This is a genomic window from Caballeronia sp. EK (assembly GCF_014384845.1).
GTDB lineage: Bacteria > Pseudomonadota > Gammaproteobacteria > Burkholderiales > Burkholderiaceae > Caballeronia > Caballeronia jiangsuensis.
The window spans coordinates 550,295-570,236 of record NZ_JACSUE010000002.1 but is presented as its reverse complement, the minus strand read 5'-3'; the positions used below and the strand labels follow the sequence as shown (position 1 = coordinate 570,236).

23 protein-coding genes are annotated in these 19,942 nt (G+C 62.9%); 15 read left to right on the top strand and 8 right to left on the bottom strand.

Annotated features, from left to right (window positions below; translation table 11 throughout):
- The first annotated feature begins 142 nt into the window (after nt 1-142).
- The 3 genes from IAG25_RS07025 (at nt 143) to IAG25_RS07015 (ending at nt 3,075) form a co-directional block, all read left to right on the top strand.
- Nucleotides 143-1,195 carry a LacI family DNA-binding transcriptional regulator gene (locus tag IAG25_RS07025; RefSeq protein WP_187604202.1) on the top strand — a complete coding sequence of 351 codons (1,053 nt, stop codon included), beginning with the start codon at nt 143-145 and terminating at the stop codon, nt 1,193-1,195.
- Between the two features lie 81 nt (nt 1,196-1,276).
- The gene (locus IAG25_RS07020; protein WP_187604201.1) at nt 1,277-1,504 is read left to right on the top strand and encodes a hypothetical protein; all 228 of its coding nucleotides are present in this window, start codon (nt 1,277-1,279) and stop codon (nt 1,502-1,504) included.
- A 488-nt stretch (nt 1,505-1,992) separates the two neighbouring features.
- Nucleotides 1,993-3,075: a glycosyltransferase family 2 protein gene (locus IAG25_RS07015; RefSeq protein ID WP_187604200.1), complete on the top strand. Its 1,083-nt coding sequence runs from the start codon at nt 1,993-1,995 to the stop codon at nt 3,073-3,075.
- Between the two features lie 13 nt (nt 3,076-3,088).
- On the opposite strand, the gene IAG25_RS07010 is transcribed toward IAG25_RS07015, so the two are convergent.
- Nucleotides 3,089-3,724, bottom strand: a complete 636-nt coding sequence (locus IAG25_RS07010; RefSeq protein ID WP_187604199.1) for a TetR/AcrR family transcriptional regulator — start codon at nt 3,722-3,724, stop codon at nt 3,089-3,091.
- A 113-nt stretch (nt 3,725-3,837) separates the two neighbouring features.
- Here IAG25_RS07010 and IAG25_RS07005 point away from each other — a divergent pair, with 113 nt between their 5' ends.
- Both IAG25_RS07005 and IAG25_RS07000 read left to right on the top strand, forming a co-directional pair.
- Nucleotides 3,838-4,677: an NAD(P)H-binding protein gene (locus IAG25_RS07005; protein ID WP_187604198.1), complete on the top strand. Its 840-nt coding sequence runs from the start codon at nt 3,838-3,840 to the stop codon at nt 4,675-4,677.
- Between the two features lie 40 nt (nt 4,678-4,717).
- A complete protein-coding gene (locus tag IAG25_RS07000) occupies nt 4,718-4,975 on the top strand; it encodes a hypothetical protein (protein WP_187604197.1) in 258 nt (85 codons plus the stop codon).
- A 15-nt stretch (nt 4,976-4,990) separates the two neighbouring features.
- Here the strand turns inward: IAG25_RS07000 and IAG25_RS06995 are convergent, their stop codons facing one another.
- Entirely contained in the window at nt 4,991-6,388 is a 1,398-nt protein-coding gene (locus IAG25_RS06995; protein WP_187604196.1) for an HdeD family acid-resistance protein, read from the bottom strand.
- A gap of 155 nt (nt 6,389-6,543) precedes the next feature.
- Here IAG25_RS06995 and IAG25_RS06990 point away from each other — a divergent pair, with 155 nt between their 5' ends.
- From IAG25_RS06990 to IAG25_RS06970, 5 genes are all read left to right on the top strand, one after another.
- Complete coding sequence (locus IAG25_RS06990; RefSeq protein WP_187604195.1) at nt 6,544-7,128, top strand: DUF1349 domain-containing protein; 585 nt, start codon at nt 6,544-6,546, stop codon at nt 7,126-7,128.
- Between the two features lie 97 nt (nt 7,129-7,225).
- On the top strand, nt 7,226-8,293 hold the full coding sequence (locus IAG25_RS06985) for a LacI family DNA-binding transcriptional regulator (protein WP_187604194.1): 1,068 nt from the start codon (nt 7,226-7,228) through the stop codon (nt 8,291-8,293).
- 105 nt (nt 8,294-8,398) lie between these two features.
- On the top strand, nt 8,399-9,373 hold the full coding sequence (locus IAG25_RS06980) for a substrate-binding domain-containing protein (RefSeq protein ID WP_035499743.1): 975 nt from the start codon (nt 8,399-8,401) through the stop codon (nt 9,371-9,373).
- Between the two features lie 18 nt (nt 9,374-9,391).
- On the top strand, nt 9,392-10,909 hold the full coding sequence (locus IAG25_RS06975; protein ID WP_187604193.1) for a sugar ABC transporter ATP-binding protein: 1,518 nt from the start codon (nt 9,392-9,394) through the stop codon (nt 10,907-10,909).
- A gap of 23 nt (nt 10,910-10,932) precedes the next feature.
- Entirely contained in the window at nt 10,933-12,207 is a 1,275-nt protein-coding gene (locus IAG25_RS06970; protein ID WP_187604192.1) for an ABC transporter permease, read from the top strand.
- On the opposite strand, the gene IAG25_RS06965 is transcribed toward IAG25_RS06970, so the two are convergent.
- Nucleotides 12,208-12,996 (bottom strand): aldolase, encoded by a 789-nt coding sequence (locus IAG25_RS06965; RefSeq protein ID WP_187604191.1) that lies wholly within the window; start codon nt 12,994-12,996, stop codon nt 12,208-12,210. It lies immediately after the preceding gene.
- 248 nt (nt 12,997-13,244) lie between these two features.
- Between IAG25_RS06965 and IAG25_RS06960 the strand changes: the two genes are divergently transcribed.
- Both IAG25_RS06960 and IAG25_RS06955 read left to right on the top strand, forming a co-directional pair.
- Entirely contained in the window at nt 13,245-13,448 is a 204-nt protein-coding gene (locus IAG25_RS06960; protein ID WP_008347993.1) for a cold-shock protein, read from the top strand.
- 254 nt (nt 13,449-13,702) lie between these two features.
- Nucleotides 13,703-14,134 (top strand): hypothetical protein, encoded by a 432-nt coding sequence (locus tag IAG25_RS06955; protein ID WP_255503564.1) that lies wholly within the window; start codon nt 13,703-13,705, stop codon nt 14,132-14,134.
- A gap of 232 nt (nt 14,135-14,366) precedes the next feature.
- Here the strand turns inward: IAG25_RS06955 and IAG25_RS06950 are convergent, their stop codons facing one another.
- On the bottom strand, nt 14,367-15,134 hold the full coding sequence (locus tag IAG25_RS06950; RefSeq protein WP_035499736.1) for a sulfite exporter TauE/SafE family protein: 768 nt from the start codon (nt 15,132-15,134) through the stop codon (nt 14,367-14,369).
- A gap of 82 nt (nt 15,135-15,216) precedes the next feature.
- Here IAG25_RS06950 and IAG25_RS06945 point away from each other — a divergent pair, with 82 nt between their 5' ends.
- Nucleotides 15,217-16,107 carry a LysR family transcriptional regulator gene (locus IAG25_RS06945; RefSeq protein WP_187604189.1) on the top strand — a complete coding sequence of 297 codons (891 nt, stop codon included), beginning with the start codon at nt 15,217-15,219 and terminating at the stop codon, nt 16,105-16,107.
- Here the strand turns inward: IAG25_RS06945 and ppk2 are convergent.
- Nucleotides 16,104-17,195, bottom strand: a complete 1,092-nt coding sequence (ppk2, locus tag IAG25_RS06940) for a polyphosphate kinase 2 (RefSeq protein ID WP_187604188.1) — start codon at nt 17,193-17,195, stop codon at nt 16,104-16,106. The two genes, IAG25_RS06945 and ppk2, sit on opposite strands and share 4 nt — an antisense overlap.
- Nucleotides 17,196-17,222: 27 nt before the next feature.
- Complete coding sequence (locus IAG25_RS06935; RefSeq protein WP_187604503.1) at nt 17,223-17,444, bottom strand: YdcH family protein; 222 nt, start codon at nt 17,442-17,444, stop codon at nt 17,223-17,225.
- 224 nt (nt 17,445-17,668) lie between these two features.
- On the opposite strand from IAG25_RS06935, the gene IAG25_RS06930 reads away from it, so the two are divergent.
- Nucleotides 17,669-17,983: a hypothetical protein gene (locus IAG25_RS06930; RefSeq protein WP_187604187.1), complete on the top strand. Its 315-nt coding sequence runs from the start codon at nt 17,669-17,671 to the stop codon at nt 17,981-17,983.
- A gap of 151 nt (nt 17,984-18,134) precedes the next feature.
- Nucleotides 18,135-18,782 carry a VC0807 family protein gene (locus IAG25_RS06925; protein ID WP_035499727.1) on the top strand — a complete coding sequence of 216 codons (648 nt, stop codon included), beginning with the start codon at nt 18,135-18,137 and terminating at the stop codon, nt 18,780-18,782.
- Between the two features lie 8 nt (nt 18,783-18,790).
- Here the strand turns inward: IAG25_RS06925 and IAG25_RS06920 are convergent, their stop codons facing one another.
- Both IAG25_RS06920 and IAG25_RS06915 read right to left on the bottom strand, forming a co-directional pair.
- Entirely contained in the window at nt 18,791-19,615 is an 825-nt protein-coding gene (locus IAG25_RS06920; protein ID WP_187604186.1) for an alpha/beta fold hydrolase, read from the bottom strand.
- A 24-nt stretch (nt 19,616-19,639) separates the two neighbouring features.
- Complete coding sequence (locus IAG25_RS06915; protein WP_238211352.1) at nt 19,640-19,819, bottom strand: DUF3563 family protein; 180 nt, start codon at nt 19,817-19,819, stop codon at nt 19,640-19,642.
- Nucleotides 19,820-19,942 lie beyond the last annotated feature (123 nt).

Here is a 19,942-nt window from a genome sequence, read left to right as displayed (position 1 = left end):
ACCTCATCCGATGATTGAATTACATCATTGCTTATTATTGGATCGATGATAGGAGCGGAAGCATCGGCTGTGCAATCTTCGCGCGCATTTGCTATCTTTAGGCATCATCGCGCGATCTGAAAATCCATCATTTACATCAACGATGAGCAAGCGTCCCACTCTTCAGTCAGTGGCCGAAGCTGCCGGGGTGAGTCCCGCAACCGTCGATCGCGTGTTCAATAGCCGCATCAGCGTGCGCGAAGGCACGGCGTTGCGCGTGATCGAAGCGGCCGAGCGTATCGGTTATCACGGCGCCGGACTGATGCGCGATCGCCTGCGCGCGCAACGCGGCGAACGTCATGAGCGATACACGCTGGGCTTTTGTCTGCAAAAGCGCGCCGATCCTTTCTATCAGACCTTCGCGCGCATCCTGACGGACGCGGCCGCGCGTCATGAACCCGAGCATTGCACCGCCGTCATCGAATACATGGATGAACTGGACCCGGCGTCGATTGCGCGCACGCTGCTTTCGCTCGGCGAACAAGCGCAGGCGCTCGGCGTCGTTGCGGTGGATCATCCGCATGTGACCGCCGCCGTCGAAACGCTTCACGCACAGGGAAAACCGACGGTCACATTATTGTCGGATTTGAGCGCGCCGTTGCGTGCAGGTTATATCGGCGTGGATCCGCGCAAGAGCGGACGCACAGCAGCGTGGGCCGTGAGCCGTCTCACGCGTCGCGACGAAGGCACGGTCGGCGTATTCGTCGGCACGCCGCGCTATCTCGGTCAGGAAAGCTGCGAGATCAGCTTTCGCTCGTACCTGCGCGAGCACGCGCCGGGATTGCGCGTGCTCGACACGCAGATCAATCTCGAAGACAAGCAACTCGCCTATGAAGCAACGCTCGCGATGCTTGCTCGCCATGCCGATCTCGCCGGCCTCTATATTCCCGGCGGCGGCGTGGGCGGCGTGATTCGCGCGCTGCGCGAAGAAGGCGCGGGACGACGCATCGTTACCGTGTGCAGTGATCTGATGCCGGACCGATACGAGGCGCTCGTCGAAGGCGTCATCGACCTCGTGATCGACACGCCGCTTCAGCGCATCGCTGAAACGGCCATTCAGGCGATGCTGCGGAGTTTGCAGGCGCTGCCGGGCGAAGCCGCGCAAGCGAGCCAGTATCCACTGCCAGCGCAGCTCTACACGCCGGAGAATGTCTGAGCGTTGGCGAAGCACTCACGATCGGCTAATTCTTCGCGCTTAGTCTCCTTATCGAGGTCCACTCATTCAAGGAGAATGATCATGAAGAAACTCGCAGTCGCGCTGCTCGCAGCCTCCGTCATGGTGCCGATGCTTTCCTATGCGCAAACGCCCGCGCCGGCCAGACGTGGCGACACCGAAGCGCAGAGCGAACAGTCGCATAAGGCCAATTCAGATTACGGACCCGGCATAGAGGGCAGCGTTCAAAGCGGCTGGACGACGCAGCCTTCGCCGCAAGCGCTCGGGCAATCGCTCTACATACATCATTGAAGCGAGTGGAAGCGCGGCATCCGGACATGAACTTTTTTCTGCTTTACATGTGAAAGAAGAAAAATGTACTCACGTTTCCAATATTGCCTGCAACATGAAACGGTTTGTCACGCTTCCTTACTTCGAATGAACTTCGCATGTGTCCAAACGCACGGAGGACGATGCAACGAGTCCGGACGATAACGTTTGCGAGCCACTTCAGATGGCATTCCAGATTCGCGGGCGTCACGTCCTCGTTTTTCTACTAGTATTTCTGAAGGATCAACTTGCAGACCGTCGGGGAACGTAACCCCTCCGATCTGCTCTATTAACGTGTTTTCCATCGACATGCACATCAGGCGGGGACATCCGGGGCCCGCCATATGACGTGACATGCTCCAACAACAACGCGTCCCTTGCGTCGCCATCAGACCAACTGCATGTCTCATCGTGCCGCGATTCACGCGCGTGGCACACGGAAACCCAATCATCGACGGAGAGCGTCATCTATGCCGTTTGAGAGTGACTCATTGCGAGACACCGGTCCGCTGCTCAGCATCGTCGTGGCGGCGTATAACATCGAGGGATATATCGAGGAAGCGCTCGAATCCCTCTTATCCCAACCTCATATCGATGCGATGAAGATCATCGTGGTCGATGACGGTTCTCGCGACGAGACCTATGCGGCAGCGCGCGCCATCGTGGAGCGCGATCGCGGCGTGCACGTCGAACTGTTGCATCAGGAAAACCGCGGGCTGAGCGCCGCGCGCAATACGGGCCTCGCAGCGGTGCGCACGCCGTATGTCGGCTTCCTGGACGGCGACGATATTTATCTGAAGGGTTTCACCGACGCGATCATTCCCGTGCTCGCCGAGCGCAAATGGGATGTGGTCGAATACAACGTCAAGATCATCGACGATAACGGGCGCGAGCTCGACGAAATCGAAATCGCCGACGACGCGACGAGCGGCGGCCACCCGATGGATCGCGCGGCCCTGAAGCAATTCGCGGATCGATTCCATACGTTCGCATGGGCGCGCACCTATCGCACGGACCTCTTCGACGAAGCGCCGTTTCCCGTCGGACGAAACTACGAGGACATGGCGCTCGTGCCCGCGACCTATCTTCGCGCGAACAGCATCTATCGTATTCCCAAGGCGCTGATCGGCTATCGCCGGCGCTTCGGCAGCATCACGCAGACCGCCAAGCTGAGCGATATGCTGAATCTGCGCGTGTCCGGCCAGGAGGCGCTCGCGCGTTGCGACGGCAGCGAGACGGACGATTACTGGCTCACCGTATTCGACAAGCTCTTCCATCGCGCATGCCATGTTTGCGCGCGCGTCGATCGTGCGTCGTTCAAACAGGCATCCGAGACGCTCACGGCCATGGCCGTCGATCATCGCAAGATGCGCGAGAAACTCACCGCGCACGGCGGGCGCGAAGTCGTCGAGCTTGCACCTTTCGATCTGAACGTGCGCGCCGACCGCTCGATCCACTTCCTCAAGGGGCTCGTCAAGAAAGTATTGAGGCGCAGCCTCGATCATCATCAGCGCGAACGGCGCCCGAGCACCTCGAATCAGTTGAGCGGATAAGCGCGCGTCGCTTTCATGCCTCGTCGATCGCCCGCAGGCTCATTCGCTTGTAGGCATCGACGAGCATGGCGCCTTCGCTGCGCTTGTGCGCGACGGCGAGGCGCATCGTCTCTTCTCCTAGTTGCCAGATCAGGAACGCGAGCGCGCTGACGCGCTTGCTGTCCGCGCGCGGCGCCACGCGCCGGATCGCCGCTGCGAGCAACGCGCCGCATGCGCGGCTCTCCGCAATCTCGATGTTCATCAATTCCTTGTCCGAGCGTAGCGCCGACGAAATGTCGCGCATCACGGGCTTGTCCATCACGATCTCGTAGTACTGGTCGACCAGCGAGGCGAACGCGTCGAGCAGTTGCGCCTTGTTCTGCACGGCATCGAGCGCTTCTCGCACGCATCGGCGGCTTTCGTCCGCGTACAGCTCCGCGAGCGTGCGCACGATCGCCCGCTTGTCGGGGAAATACTGATAGAGCGAGCCGATCGATATCTCCGCAAGCTCGGCGATCTCGCTCATCTTCACGTGCTCGCTACCCTTCTCCGCAATCAGTTGCTGCGCAACCTCGAGGATGCGATCCAGGCGTTCGCGGCTGCGCTGCTGCGCGGGCTTTCTGCGCGCGACGCTTCCCTTCGCTGCGATACGTGGCGGCTTCTCCTGCATGGTGACTCCTTCGCCGCATGAAAGCAGGCTCGAAAATGCTTGACAGTCAAATGTGAGTATCTATCATGTTTAAAACGTGAGCAACTCTCACGTTTTAAACTCAGGAGACAGTCATGGCTCAATCGGACTTCGACGCCGCGCCCATCCTCGTTCTGGGCGCCAACGGCAAGACGGGACGACGCGTGGCGGAGCGGCTACGCACACAGGGACTCGCGGTTCGCGCGTGCGCGCGCTCCACGCAGCCCCGCTTCGACTGGAACGATCGCGCGACGTGGCGCGCGGCGCTCGAAGGCGTAAAACGCGCGTATGTCACGTATCAGCCGGATCTGGCTATACCAGGCGCGCTCGATACGGTCAGCGCATTCTTCGACACAGCGCTGGCAAGCGGCGCCGAACGAATCGTGCTCCTCTCGGGGCGCGGCGAGGAGGAAGCGCAAGCCGCCGAAGAAGCGCTGCAACGCTCGGGCGCGAACTGGACCATCCTGCGTTGCAGCTGGTTCATGCAGAACTTCAGCGAGAGCTTTTTGCTCGATCCGATTCGCGAGGGCACGCTCGCGCTGCCTGTCGGCGATATCAAGGAGCCTTTCGTCGATGCGGAAGATATCGCCGACGCAGCCGTCGCGGCACTCACGCAGCCGGGTCATGAAAACAGGCTCTACGAACTCACCGGCCCTCGCGCGATCTCTTTCGCCGAAGCGCTCGGATGTATCGCGAAGGCGTCGCGGCGCGACCTGAATCTCGCGCCCGTACCCGCCGATGCGTTTCGCGCCGGCCTGCTCGAAGCGGGCGTATCGAACGAGGAAACCGATCTGATCCTCTATCTCTTCACCACCGTGCTCGATGGCCGCAATGAGCAGCCTGCCGATGGCGTGCGCGCCGCCCTGAATCGCGAAGCCCGCTCCTTCGAGGACTATGCGGCGCGAACCGCGGCAAGCGGCGTCTGGTGCGCATAGGTGCACAAAAGCGGTCACTGTTTCGCGGTAGACTTTAGGAATGGAAAAATGTCCCTACTGTGAGCGAACCCGTGACGAATGGGATTGTCACGGGCAGGAATGCCGCACCGCCATCGCCCGCGCGCTGCGCCGGCAGCGCATGGGATTGCCGATGGTGCCCAAGGTCATCCGCAATGAAATCCCGGCAGGCGCATCGACTGGCGAAGTGATCGCCCAGTTGTCGCGTCAGCGCTTGCGCGCGCGCCGCGCGAACGAGGAACGCCGCGCGCGCAAGGAAGCCGACGACCTCGATCTTTAGCGGCGGGACGCCTCATCAAACGCGCGCGGGCGGATCGACGTTCGATCCGCCGCGTGGCGCAAGCGTCCCTTCCTCGCGCCATGCACGCCGCGATTCGCGCATCTTCGTGAGCGCCATGCGCGCGACCTTGAGCCAGCCATAAGGACGCGGATCGGCGACCATGCTGAGCGCGCGCGCATAGTCGAGCGTGAGGCCGGGCGTCCAGGCCATCGTCACCGCGCGCTTGCGCACCTGCGCCGCGACCCACAGTTCCGGCGTGACGATCATCCTGAAGAGCGCGCCCCAGCCCGCGCGCGCACCGTACAAGCGCCCTGCCGCGCCTTCCAGCGCGGCATCGAGCGCGCGCGACACGCTGCTCGAACAATTGCGGTGCGTGAGGTTATACGTCGTATCCTCGCGATAGTTGCGCCAGAAGCTATCGAGCCGCGCGGGATCATAATTGCGAATGCGCACGCGCACGGTCGATGGGCACCATGCCTTCGATTCGATCGCATAGCTCGGTTGAAACGTGCCCGGCACGTCGTTCTCGCGCGTGGCGCGCAAGAGGCGCGCGAAGTCATCGGGTGAGCGGTCGATTTCCACTGCGGGATAGAGACTCACATAAATGCCTTCCGGCGATTCGAGCGCGGCATGGCCTGTCGAGATCACGCCATTGCGATCCACCGCGGCGATATAACGATCGACGATCGGATGCCACTGCGTCTCTGCCTTCGACGATCCCACCGGCGTCCATACATGCACCGTGAGCGCTGGTTCATCGTCGGCGGGCGGGCCGTCCCACTCTCTGGCCTGCAATTCATGTCCCTTGCCCGCAACGCTCGCCGCTTCCGCGCTCGCATCGCCCCATACGGCGGGGTTGCTCGTCAGCTTGCGCACGCGCGTCGCGATCATGATGAGATTCCATCCCGCGAAGATAAAGAACGCACCGATGCAATACGGCACCGTGCCTTTATAGTGCGTCGGAAACGGTTGAATCATGAAGACGCCGAGAGCGATCTCGAAGATCGCGAAGCCGAACGCGACACGATAGCGCCGGTAGCGCACGACGAGCGCCGACGTCGCTTGCAACAGACCATCGAAGAGGAACGCAAGGCCGATCAGTATCGAGAGAATGAAGTGGCCGTGATGATTGCCTTCGAAGATAAGTGCCGCCGTGAGCGCGAACGCGATGCCCTTCGCGTAGCGCAACCTGCGCTGACCGCCGACACCAGCCCACGCGACAGCCAGCGTAAGCGCGGCCTCGATCAGCAGCAACCAGCCGACGAAGGCGATCGGAAAGCCCAGCGCGCCGTCGAGCGCATCGATGAACACGCCGATGCCGATAACGAGCAACAGCCAGCCGATCACCAGCAGGCTGCGCCAGCGATTGCGCAAGTAGTCCACGCCCAGCAGGATCATCATCAGCTTGACCATCGTTCTCTCTTTCCAAAAAATGACGGTAAGTGCCGGTACATGTTAGTGCAGTCGGCGCAGCGAACCCTATCGTACGATCGTTCGAATGCGCTGCACCGCATCACGAATGCGCCGTGACATACTGGCGCTGCCCATCCTCACGCGACGGAGACGCCATGTTCGAGCAATGCCGATGGATCAACGAGCCCGCGCAATGGCGTGTCGAGAACGACACGCTCTTCGTCACCACCGACACGCACACCGACTTCTGGTGCAAGACTCACTATGGCTTCGTGCGCGATAACGGCCACGTTCTGGCGGCGAGCGTGGACGGCGATTTCACGGCCGAAGTCGCTGTCGATGGCGATTTCTCCTCGCTATACGACCAGGCCGGCCTCATGGTGCGCGAAAGCGCCGAGCGCTGGATCAAGGCGGGCGCCGAATACAGCGACGGCGCGCTCAGCTTCAGCACTGTACTCACGAACGATCTCTCCGACTGGTCGCTCAGCTCGCGCGCCGATACGAACCGCTTCCGGCTGCGCATGACGATCGCGCAAGGCGTCCTCAAAGTGCAATGCAGCACCGATGAACGCAACTGGACCCTCATGCGCCTCGCGCCTTTCGCGCCGGGCGGTGCGACTGCGCGCTGGCTCGTCGGCCCGATGTGCTGCACGCCTGAGCGCGGCGGTCTCAACGTGCGCTTCTCAGACTTCAGGATCGGCCCGCCCATCGTGAAGGACCTGCACGACGTCTCGATGTGAAGCGGCGCACGCGGGCTCGGTAAAAACACTCACTTGCTCCGTTCGCCTGAGCTTCCTAATATTTTGAAACGTTTCAAAATATCGACGACATCGCGCCTTGGACTCACGAAAAAAACCGGCCCGCACGTTGAAGGACGTCGCCAACGCGGCGGGCGTCTCGCTCGGCACCGCGTCGAAGGTCATGGCGGGCGCGGAAGGCGTGAGTCCCGCACGGCGGCAGCAGGTCCGGGACGCGGCCCGCAAGCTCGGCTACCGGCGCAACAGTCTTGCAGCGGAATTGCGCAGCAGTCGTTCGACGTCCATCGGTTTCGTCGTGCCCGATCTGACCAACTCGTTCTTCATCGAGTTGCTATGCGTGGTCGAGGATCATGCGCTCGCGAGCGGTTATCGACTGCTGCTCGCGCATGCGCAGGAAGATCCCGCGCGCGAAGCCGAACGCATCCGCTTCGTGCTCTCGCGGCAGGTGGCGGGCATGATCATCATTCCGTGTCATGGCTACGATCACGCGATAGAAGAGCTGCGCGAATGCGACGTGCCGCTCGTCATGGCGGATCGCGTCGACAACAGCTTTCCCGCCGATACCGTCACCACCGATAGCCGGCGCGCCGCGAGCGACGGCACCGATCATCTGATCGCGCTCGGGCACAAGCGCATCACGTTCATCGTCAATGCGCTCGATCTCGTCAACAGCCGCGAGCGCGCGGACGGCTATCTCGACGCGATGAAGCGCGCGGGGCTCGCGCGTCATGCGCGCGTCGTCGTGTGCGGGATGACGGATACGGAAAGCCATGCGGCCACGCTCGGGCTGCTGTCGGAACGCGATCGGCCGACCGCGTTGTTCACGGGCGCGAACGTGGCGACACTCGGTGCATTGCGCGCGATACGCGACGCCGAACTGCGCCTGCCCGACGACGTCTCGCTGCTTTCCTTCGACGATGCGCCGTGGATGTCGGTGCTGCATCCGCGCATCAGTTCGATCCATCAGCCCGTGGAAGCCGTGGGGCGCGCGATCTGGCAATTGCTGCACAAGCAGCTGCAAGGCGAATCATCGGAGCCGGTGCATCTCCGCATGAAAGCCGATTTGCGCGTGCGTGAAAGCACCGCGCCGCCGAGCAAGACCATGACCAGGGAAACCCGCAAGCGCGCCGCCCTCGCGGATCGCTGACGGCGCTATAACGTTTTATTTTTTATCGAAGATCAGAACCAGCGAGAGCATCAGCAAGCCCTGAAAACCAGACCCGAAGCTGGCAACCAAAACAGGAGAGACGCAATGGACAGCAAACGACGCATCATCACCGCGAGTCTCATCGCCGCACCGCTGGCCGGCGCGATCGGCTCGTTATCCGCACTCATCGCGCAACCGGCGTTCGCGCAGCAGAAGAAGTATCGCTTCGGGTTCTCGCAGGTCACGACCGTCGAGCCGTGGCGCGTGCAGTTCAACAAGGACATGAAGGCCGAGGCCGCGAAGCATCCCGAGGTCGAGCTGATCATCGCCGATGCAGGCGACCGCACCGACAAGCAGAATGCCGACATGGAGAACTTCATCACGCAGAAGATGGACGCGATCTTTATCTCGCCCAAGGAGTCGGCGGGACTCACGGGCGTCGTGGAAAAGGCCTTCAAAGCAGGCATTCCCGTGTTCGTGCTGGATCGTGAAGTCAACGGCGACCAGTTCACGCAGTTCATCGGCGGCGACAACGTACAGATCGGCGAGGAAGCGGGCAACTTCATCGTCAAGCTGACGGGCGGGCCGGGCAAGGCGCAAGGCAATCTCGTCGAGATCTGGGGCGGCTTCGGCGCGCAGCCCGCGCACGATCGTCACGACGGCGCGGACAAGGCCATCGCCAAGGAGAAAGGCATCAAGCGCGTGGGCGAACGGGTGGATTGCGACTGGAAGCAGGACAAGGCCTACGACTATATGAAGACCGTGCTGCGCGTGCAGCCGAAGATCGACGTGGTCTATGCGCACAACGACCCGATGGCCTATGGCGCGTATCTCGCCGCGAAGGATGCGGGCCGCGAGAAGAGCATCAAGTTCGTGGGCATCGACGGCTTGCCGCAGGAAGGCGCGACATGGGTCGAACAAGGCCTGCTCGCGGGCACGTTCATGTACCCGACGCCGGGCGCGGAAGGCATCCGCCAGTCGCTCAAGGTATTGCATGGCGACAAGGTGCCGAAGAAGGTCACGCTGCCGACGCAAGGCATCTTCGTCGACAACGCGAAGCAGTACATCGCGAGTCATTGAACGCAACGGAGACACGCGATGGCAACCGTCACCGCGCCGCTCATCGAAGCCGCGGGCCTGTCGATCTCGTTCAACGGGAGCGCCGCGCTGTCGGACGTCGACTTCGATGTCGCGGCGGGCGAGGTCCATGCGCTCGTCGGCGAGAACGGCGCGGGCAAGTCGAGTCTGATGAAGATTCTGGGCGGCCTCTATTCGCCCGATGCGGGCAGCATCCGCGTGCGCGGCGAGCCGACGCGCATGACGAGCGTGAACGACGCCACGCGCGCGGGCATCGCGATCATTCATCAGGAGTTGAATCTCGTCGACACGCTCTCCGCCGTCGATAACATCTTTCTCGGCAAGGAAATACGCACGCGCATGGGCTTTCCCGATCGCCGCGCGATGCGCGCCGCCGCCGCGAAAGTGCTGGCTCAACTGGGCTTTCGCCTGCAGCCCGAGACGCTCGTGGGCACGCTGCGCGTCGGCGAGAAGCAACTGGTCGAGATCGCGAAGGCATTGCTCGCCGATGCGCGCGTGCTCATCATGGACGAGCCGACATCCGCCCTCTCCGACACCGAAACGCACGCGCTGCTCGCACTCACGAAGGACTTGCGCGCGCAAGGCATCGGCATCGTGCTCATCAGCCATCGTCTGGGCGAAGTGTTCGCGGTCGCCGATCGCGTCACCGTGTTGCGCGATGGCCGACGCATCGCGACCTTGCAGATGCGGCAAGTGGAATCGTCGGAGGCGCTCGTCTCGATGATGATCGGCAAGGACTTCGCGCCGCCCGAACGCACCGAAGCCGAAGCGCCGCAAGAACGCCCGCTCGCGGTGACCGTGCGCGGACTCACTTTGTCCGGGCCGGCGCGCGCGCTCGTGTCGGATGTCTCGTTCTCGGTGCAGCAGGGCGAAGTCTTCGGCATCTCGGGGCTGCTCGGCGCGGGCAAGACGGAGATACTGGAGGCGATCTTCGGTGTTTCGCCGTATCGGCGTGAAGGCGAAATACGCGTCGCGCATCATGCGCGCACGATCGATTCACCCGATCGCGCGGCCGCCGCAGGACTCGCGTTCGTCACCGAGGACCGCAAGAAAGACGGGCTCGTGCTGGATCAGTCGCTCGAAGCGAATCTGCTGTTGCCGTCGCTCTCGCGTGCGCCGGGCTTTCCGTTCTATCGGCGCGCACGCATGCACACGTGGGCCGCTTCGCAGGCGCGGGCATCGAACGTCAAGCATCGCAGTCTCGCGCAGGATGCGAGCACGTTATCCGGCGGCAATCAGCAGAAACTCATCATCGGCAAATGGCTGATGACGAAGCCGCGCATTCTTCTGCTCGATGAACCCACGCGCGGCGTCGATGTCGCCGCGAAGGCGGAGATCTATCGGCAGATACTCGCGGCCGCGCGCGAGGGCGTCACGGTGATCGTCGCGAGCTCGGAGATCGACGAGCTGATGCTGCTTTCCGATCGGATCCTCGTGATGTGCGAAGGACACGCACGCGGCGTGCTGGCACGAGAACAATTCTCGGGCGATGTGCTCATCAAGATGGCCTCGCCCTGAAGGAAGAACCGGAGACTCACACCATGCTGCACGCGCAGGACCAACTCGCCGAGCCCGCGGCCAACGCCCGCCAGCGACACCTGAGCACGTTCCTCACGTATCTGAAGTATTACCTGGGGCTCATCGTGCTGCTGGTGGTCGGCGCGCTGACATCGCCGCACGCGGCCGATGGCGGCAACATCTTTCTGTCGAGCGCGAATATCTCCGACGTGTTCCGTCAGGTGGCGAACGTCGGCGTGATCTCCATCGGCATGACGCTCGTGATCATCACGGCGGGCATCGATCTCTCGGTCGGCGCGATCATGGGTCTCGGCAGCGTGCTCACCGCCATGCTGCTCACGACCGATGGCTGGAATCGCGCGACGTATGCATCGCTCGTGCTCGATGCGATCGCCATGTTCGCGATCGTGTTCGCCGCGCTCGGCGTCGTGCGCGGCATCATGCGCGCCCGCGATACGCAGACGGTGCGCGTCGCGGACCGTTCATCCGTTGCCATGCAGGCGGGCGTTGCGTTGCTCGTCGCGGCGTCGGCGTGCGCGTATATCGCGCTGCACGGCGGGCATCGCATGCCCTTGCTCGCCGTGATGTGGATCGTGCCGCTCGCGGGCTTCACGCTCGGCGCGCTCAACGGCTGGATCATCACGCGCGGGCGCATGCAGCCCTTCATCGTGACGCTCGCCGCGATGGTCGGCGTGCTCGGCGCCGCTCGCCTGATCGCGGGCCAGGACACGGCCGTCTATTCGATCTATAGCGGCACCAATGCGACCTCCGATATCGAAGCACTGCGCGCGCTGCTCTTCAACGTGGTGCCCGTGCCCGCGCTCTTCTTTCTCGCGATCGCCGTGGTCGTCGGCTTCGTGATGAATCGCACGGTGTTCGGCAAGTATCTGTATGCGATCGGCGGAAACGAGAAATGCGCGGTCGTGTCGGGGCTCGATGTCGCGCGTCACAAGATGGCGGCGTATGCGATCTCGGGGCTCTTGTCCGCGCTCGTCGGCGTGCTTTACGCGGCGCAGTATCGCCAGGGCAAGGCGGATGCCGGCATGGGCTGGGAGCTCGATGCGATCGCCGCCGTGGTGATCGGCGGCACGAGCCTTTCTGGCGGCGTCGGGCGCGTGTCGGGCACGGTCGCCGGCGTGCTGATCTTCGGCTTTCTGAGCAATATCCTGCTGCTCAACGATATCGACAGCAATACGCAACTCGTGCTGAAGGGATTGATCATTGTTATCGCCGTGTTCCTTCAACAGACGGATATGGGCAAGCGCGGATGGTTCAGGCGCTTCGGCACGCGAAAGTAATCACGACTCGAAATCGATATTCCGCGCGCGCAACTGCCGCATGCCGCTTGCGAGATGCGCCCGCGCGCTCTCGGCATCGCCCGCGCGCATCTGCTCATACGTGCGTTGCGCGATGTCGTGCGGCACCGGCTTGAGCGGACGGTTCGCGCTCATCGCGCGCAATTGCACTTCCGCCGCGCGCTCCAGATAGTAGAGATCGTCCCACGCCTCGGCGATCGTCGCACCCGCAACCATCACGCCGTGATTCTTGAGGAAGAGGATATCGGCGTCGCCCATCGCACCGGCGATGCGATCGCCCTCGGCATCGTCGAGCGCAAGACCGTTGTAGTGCTCGTCGACCGCCGTGCGGCCGTAGAACTTGAGCGACGTCTGCCCGAGCCACAAAAGCGGCGGCCCGTCGAGCAGGCATAGCGCGGTCGCGTTCGGCATATGCGTATGAAAAGCGGCCTTCACGCGCGGCATCAGCTTGTGCACCCGCGCGTGAATAAAGAATGCAGTCGCCTCGGGCTCGCCTTCGCCGTCGATGACATTGCCGTCGAAGTCGCAGATCAGCAGACGCGACGCCGTGATCTCGCTGAACGCATAACCATAGGGGTTCACGAAGAACAGATCGTCGTGGCCCGGCACCATCGCGGAAAAGTGATTGCAGACACCCTCTTCGAAGCCGTGCAGCGCCGCGAGCCGAAAACAGGCGGCAAGCTGGCGGCGCACCTCGGCGATCTCGGGGGCGTCGAGCCGGGCGGAAACGGTTGTGGCGCGTTGCGTGGCATTCGAAAGCGTATGAGCCATATGAGTGTGCCTTTGGTCATCTGGCTGACCGAAATGTCGAGAATAATCGACCGGGCGGACGGATAATGTCCGATCAAAAAGATTTCCGCAAAACCGGCGCTGGCCGCGTGAAGTATGACGCGCTTATGTTGTGTCTCTTAGCAGAAACGCTTATTTGAACTCCGCATTCTGGCATGGTAAAACTCTGTGTCGCTCGAAATTCGAAGCGCAACTTCAACGTTTAATCGTCTCAATAGGGTTCGGAAAAAATGGCAACAGGTACTGTCAAGTGGTTCAACGATGCGAAGGGTTTTGGTTTCATCACGCCGGACGACGGCGGTGAGGACCTGTTTGCACATTTCTCCGAAATCCAGTCCAAGGGTTTCAAGTCGCTCCAGGAGAACCAGAAGGTGAGCTTCGAAGTCAAGCAAGGCCCGAAGGGCAAGCAAGCTTCGACGATCCAGCCGCTGTAAGTTCGGCGCTGTCGCCTTAAGGCACAAAACGGCCCATCCGGGCCGTTTTGCATTGGTGCGCGAATAAGCTTGTCTTCGACGGGTTCGATCGGACAAGCGAGATATAAATAGATCAGTAGAATCGTCATCTTATTCAGGCCATACCCATTCGCGAAGACGCGAATTTATTTCCACTCACCTGCGTGAACTCGACAAGCAATCGGAAAAAATGCCGTGCCTTCGTTCGGCATAAAACAAAGGCATTGCTCGTCTCCATGTGGATCCTGACTTGCGATGCGCACGCGCAATCGTTCGCGGCTAACCAGAAGGCGGCGCGCTTCGTCACGGAAGTCGTGATGGACGACTTCCACACGGCGCAGGCGGGCGGCGGTTATGTCTTCTCCTACGATAGCCACGAAACGGAAGCGTCCCTCGCGTCCCGGCTCGATCACTGGTTCTCTGGAACCGATCCGCAGGCAATCGCCATGGAACCCGCCGAAAAGCAGGCGCTCTTCGGCTTCTATTGGGCCGCGAGCATGATGCCCGCGAATTCGCCGTGCTTTCGCGACATCGCCGATCCCGGCTGTGGTGCGGACCTCTCGAAGTGGATGGCGCGCGAACTCGACGACGATCCGCGCTTCATCCGTGCCTACGAGGCCGCGAGAGTGCCGCTCGGCCTGCCCCCGCTCGCACGCAACGCGCATTGAGCGGCACGCGCGCGCGGCTTTCGCGACGCGCTTCGTGCCGCTCTGGGCGACTGGCGCATGCGGCCCGGACATGCCCGGCCGACACGGCTTCCGGCGCGGCGGGCCCGGCTTCGTCGCACATTCCACGCAGCAACGCGATCTTCGCCGCGACGCTCACGAGCAGCGAAAGCGCACCGATGGTTTCGAGCAACGCGGGAATCATGATGGTCTCCCCTCGCGCGATTCACGCGCATCATCGATGCGACAGCATCGGCCCGTAGGTCTTGACGAAAAATGCAATCGTGATGCCGGCGCTGACGACCAGCGTGCCCGCGCGAATCCAGTGCGGCGGCGCGCGCCGGCCGATTTGCGCGCCGCTGTAACCGCCCGCGATCGCTGCGAGCAGCATCGCGATCGTTTCCGGCCAGCGCACGGCCTGCGCCGCCGCGAAGGTCAGCACCGCGACCGAGTTCGCCGCGCTCACGAGCAGCGTGCGCGGCGCGTTCAGGCTTTTCAGGTCGCGCGAATCGAGCAGGCCCCAGACGGCCATCATCATGATGCCGACCGCGCCGCCGAAGTACCCGCCATACACGCCGAGCAGGAACTGGATCGACAGCACCGCCGCCACGCCGATATGCCAGCGCCGCCGCAACACCTCGCCGAGCTTGCGGCCGAACGCGAGCGTGAAGCTCGCGCACAGGAGGAGCCACGGCAGCACGAAGGAAAACGTTTTCGACGACGTCGACAGCAGGAGCGCCGCGCCGACGAAGCCGCCGATGAGCGTCGTCACGAGCATCTTGCGGATCGACACCGAGCCGACGGGACCGAGCCCGTCGCGATACGCCCACGCGCTCACCACGCCGCCGGGAAAGAGCGCGACGGTGCTCGAAGCGTTCGCCTGAACCGGTGGCAAGCCGGCGGCGATCATCGCGGGCAGGCTCACGAACGAGCCGCCGCCAGCGAGTGCGTTCATCGCGCCCGCGAGAAAACCGGCGCCGATGACGAGAATAAAGGGTTCCATGCGACAGATGCTAACGAGGCCGCGCGGCCCTTACAATCTGGCATTTCCAATGCGAGGCTTCGGCTAAACCGAAGGATGGAGCATGCGTTTCGATCTGACCGACATGCGGCTTTTCCTGACCGTGGTCGAGCGCGGCAGCATCACGGCGGGCGCGCAGGCGATGCATCTCGCGCTGGCTTCTGCGAGCGAGCGCATCGCCGGGATGGAGGCCGCGCTCGGCGCGCCGCTGCTCGAACGCAACCGGCGCGGCGTGCAGGCGACCGCCGCCGGCGATGCCTTCGTGCGTCACGCGCGCGCGATACTCGGTCAGGTCGAGCAGATGCGCGGCGAACTGCGCTCGTTCGCGACGGGCCTCAAGGGCCGAATCCGGATGATGTCGAACACGGCCGCGCTGGCCGCCTTCCTGCCGCCGAGGCTCTCGCATTTTCTCGCCGTGCATCCGGATCTTTCGATCGATCTCGACGAGCGCCCGAGCGTCGATATCGTGCTGGCGGTTGCGGAAAGCCGCGCCGATCTGGGCGTCGTGTCGGACACCGCGGACCTCGGACAACTACAGACGCATCTGCTCGCGCAGGATCAACTGGTGGTCGTGGCGAACCGCGCGCATCGCATCGCGGGGGAACGCGCGGTGGCGTTCGCGGAGATCGTCGGCGAGGCCTTCGTGGGCTTATCGGATGCCGCGCTCGAATTGCATCTGGCCGAACGCGCTTCACGGCTCGGCAAGCAGATCAGCTATCGCATCCGCATGCGCAGCATCGACAACGTCGGCATGCTGGTCGAGGCGGGCATCGGGTTGGTGATTTTGTCGGAGGCGTCGGCGCGCATGCTGGAGCGGCCGGAACTCGCCATCGTGCCGCTCTCGGAGCCGTGGGCGACGCGCCGCCTGCATCTGTGCGCCCGCGACTTCGACGCGCTCACGCCACACGCGCGCCTGCTCGCCGAGACCTTGATGGACGGCGCGAACGCGAGCTAGAACGGCCGCCCGACGATGAACGGATCGACCGCGCCGATCGCCTTGAGATCGCGATTCGCATACGGCAGCCTGTGCAGCACGTAGCGCATCGCGTTGAGCCTCGCGCGCTTCTTGCAATCGGAGCGCACGACGGTCCAGGGCGTGTCGGCGGTATCGGTGTGCGCGAACATCGCTTCCTTGGCTTCGGTATAGGCGTCCCACTTGTCGAGCGACGCGAGATCGACCGGGCTCAGCTTCCACTGCTTGAGCGGATGAATCTCGCGCTCCCTGAAGCGGCGGCGCTGCTCGGCGCGGCTCACCGAAAACCATAGCTTGATGACGTGCGTGCCGCCCTGCGACAGATGCCGCTCGAACGCGGGCACCTGCTGCATGAATTCGTCGTATTCGCGCGGCGTGCAAAAGCCCATCACGCGCTCGACGCCCGCGCGGTTGTACCACGAGCGGTCGAACAGGACGATCTCGCCCGCCGTCGGCAAGTGGCCGACGTAGCGCTGAAAGTACCATTGACCCCGCTCGCGCTCGGACGGCTTTTCCAGTGCGACCACGCGCGCGCCGCGCGGATTGAGATGCTCCATGAAACGTTTGATGGTGCCGCCCTTGCCCGCCGCATCGCGTCCTTCGAAGACGATCACGAGACGCTGGCCGGTGTCACGCACCCAGGCCTGCAACTTCAGCAACTCGACCTGAAGCCGGTACTTCTGCTTCTCGTACGCGCGCCGCGACATCAGATTCCGATACGGATAACTGCCCTCGCGCCACGACGGCGAGAGTTCGTCGTCCGGATCGGCCGATCCGCTGCCCGTTCGAAGCACGGCGTCGCCATCCAAAAGATGGGCGCGCAGCATGGCGACTTCATCCGGCGACATTCCGCCGATCAGGGTTCTCACGGTATCGACCAGCGATTTCGTTTGTTTGTGGTCGTGCGGGTCGAAGCCTTGAAGAATGTCGCCGACGCTACTCGTCAGCAGCTCATGCGCCGCTTCGACCGCGCGGCCTGCTTCTTCCTGTTCGATGCAGACCGGAACCGCGCCTGCCGCGATGTCGCCATCATTCGATTCAGCTGCCTTTTCTGGCGATATCAACTTCATGCCTTCCTCTTCATTGTCTTCCCTGCTTCACGCGGCTTCGTGCGCCTTTCTCAACACCGCATACAGCTTGTCCTTCAACAACAGCTTTTCCTTTTTCAGCGATTCGATGGCGAACGAACTGGCAGGCGCGACGCCCGTCTCCATGTTGGCGATCTGATGATCGAGCTCGTTGTGGCGCTCAAACAGCCGCGAGAAATGGGCGTCCTCGGTTTTCAGACGCGAGATGAGATCGCGATACTCGGGAAACATGCGGTGATCCTCCGGTGCGTTCGTCGTAAATACTTCGAAGTACATAGTACCGACCGGGCGAATCCATTTGTTAGACATTTATCAAGCGCGGCTGTGCCGTAACGTCGCAGAGCGCATGAAATGCACCTAGGCAAAACCCTCCTACTTCCGGGCACCGTCCTTGCACACAATGAGAATGCCGCCGTGCATCCGCGCGGCGAGTGTGATGCCCAAGGGAGGCCGTCATGAAGAAGAGCCGCAATCGCGCGCAACGTCGCGCCCTGCAAATTGCGTTGATCGCCGGCGCTGCCGGTATGTGCTTCGCCACGGCAGCCAGCGCGGACAGTCAGGCCGCGAAGAAGATGGGTCAGATGGGCGTCATCAACCAGACGCTCCAGCCCAAGCCACTCAAGCCGCCCGCGGCGACCACCAACACGCCGAACGCCGCCACGACCAACCCGAATTACAACGCGAATTCCACCTATAACCCTAACGCTGCAAACGCCGCAAATGGCGTGAATCCCAGTGCCACCGCCGCGGGTGCGGGCCAGAAGAAGTAACCGATGCGATGCCGCCTGCCGGATCGGGCAGACGGCTTCGCTTTCTCGTTTTCCCTTGCCGATTCGGCACGCGCGTATGCGTACATTCGCGCACATTTGATCTTTTATACTTGGCTCACGGTTCCGCGTTTAAGTGCACACTCGTGAGTCCATGAAAAAAATCAAGCCCGGTCTCGTGCTCGAACTTGCCGCCAATCTGCTGCTTCCGTGGCTGGCGTATCGGCTTGCACTGCCGTATTGGGGCGATGTCGGCGCACTCTACGCATCGGCGGCGCCGCCGCTCGTGTGGAGCATTGCCGAATTTGCGCGTTCGCGGCGCGTCGATGCGCTTTCCGCGCTCGTGCTGTTCGGCATTGCGCTGTCGATCGTGATGCTCGCGATGGGCGGCAGCCCGCGCATCCTGCTCGTACGCGAATCGCTCGCGGCGGGCGCGACGGGCATCGTTTTCCTGATCTCGCTTTTCTTCCAGCGTCCGCTCATCTTCTATCTCGCCCGCGCAACCGTCACGCGCGAGCAGGAAAACGGCGCCGAGCGCTTCGAGGCGTACTGGAGCGAAAGCGCGTCGCTGCGCGCATCGTTGCGGCTCATGACGCTGGTGTGGGGCGTCGGCCTGTCGGTCGAAACCGTGCTGCGCTTCTGGTTCGCGTGGACGTGGCCCGTCGAGCGCTATCTCGTCGTGTCGCCCGTCGTGAGTTATGCGATCTACGGCGGATTGCTCGCGTGGACATTCTGGTTTCGCGCGCGGCTCATTCAGCGTCAGGGAAAAAGCGAGCCGTCGCGCGACGGGCTATTGGGCTAACCGACGGGCTAGCTGACGGGCCGCGCATCGCACGTGGCGATATGCTGTGCGATCGCCTCGTTCACCGCCTGCGCATGCGTAATCGGCCCCATGTGCCCCGCTTCGGGCACGATGATCAGCTTCGCCGCCGGCATCAGATCGGGTAACGACTCCGCGATCAGCCGCGTCGGCGCGGGCGCATGTTCGCCGCGCATCACGAGCGTCGGAATGCGCAGCTTCGCATACGCGCTCGCCGGCGTGGGCTCGTGTATCAGCGCGCGAAAATCGAGCGGCGCTTTCGGCACCCAGCGCGTGAGCATCGCCTGGACGGACGGCCGCAGCGCGGTCCACGCGCCATGCCCGCCCCAATAGTCGACGAACGAGCGCGCCGCGCCACGCAGATCGCCCGCGACGACGCCCTCGGCCGTGCGCGCCGCGATCGCGAGAATCTCCGCGAATGCCGCCGCGCCGTGCGCGCCCATGCCCTTCAAGAGATGAAACGCCGATGGCTCGTACAGCGTGATGCTCGCAACGCCGCGCGGCCGCTCGAGCGCCGCACGCAGCGCGACGCCGCCGCCATATGAATGTCCGACGAGATGCACCTTGCCGCGCGATCGATCGATGATCTCGACGGTGCGCGCGGCTTCGTCCGCGAGCGTGAAGGCCCGCTCGCCGCTCCACGGTCCGACGCTGTCGCAGCCGTAATGCTCCGGCGCGATCAGCGAATAGCGCGTGTCGTCGGTATTGAGCGCGTCGAGGGTGTCGCCCAAGAGACGCCATTGACTCGCGCCCGCGCCCGAGCAATGCAGCGCGATGACCGGCGCGCCGGTGTGTTCGTCGTTCAAAGCCATCATCGTTCGTTCTCGCCTCGTGATTGATCAGGTTTCGCTGTCGCTGTCGCACGCGCGCATGCGGCGCTCGAGTTCACCGATATCCGCGCACGATCCGAGATAGGCATCGCGGCGGCCATGCTCCGCACGGTTCAGCAGGATCCCGGTCCAGCAGATCAGATGCGGCAGCATGAAGTCCTTTCCTACATTGATTAGGTATCCGAACATGATTCGCTCCACGTGCACCAGCACGTTCCTTGATGAGATGCCGCTGAGCGATCGTTAAAACGGGTTAACCCGGAGAGTCGCTGAGGCGGCGGTGGCGACATGTAATGCAGCCACCGTGCCAGT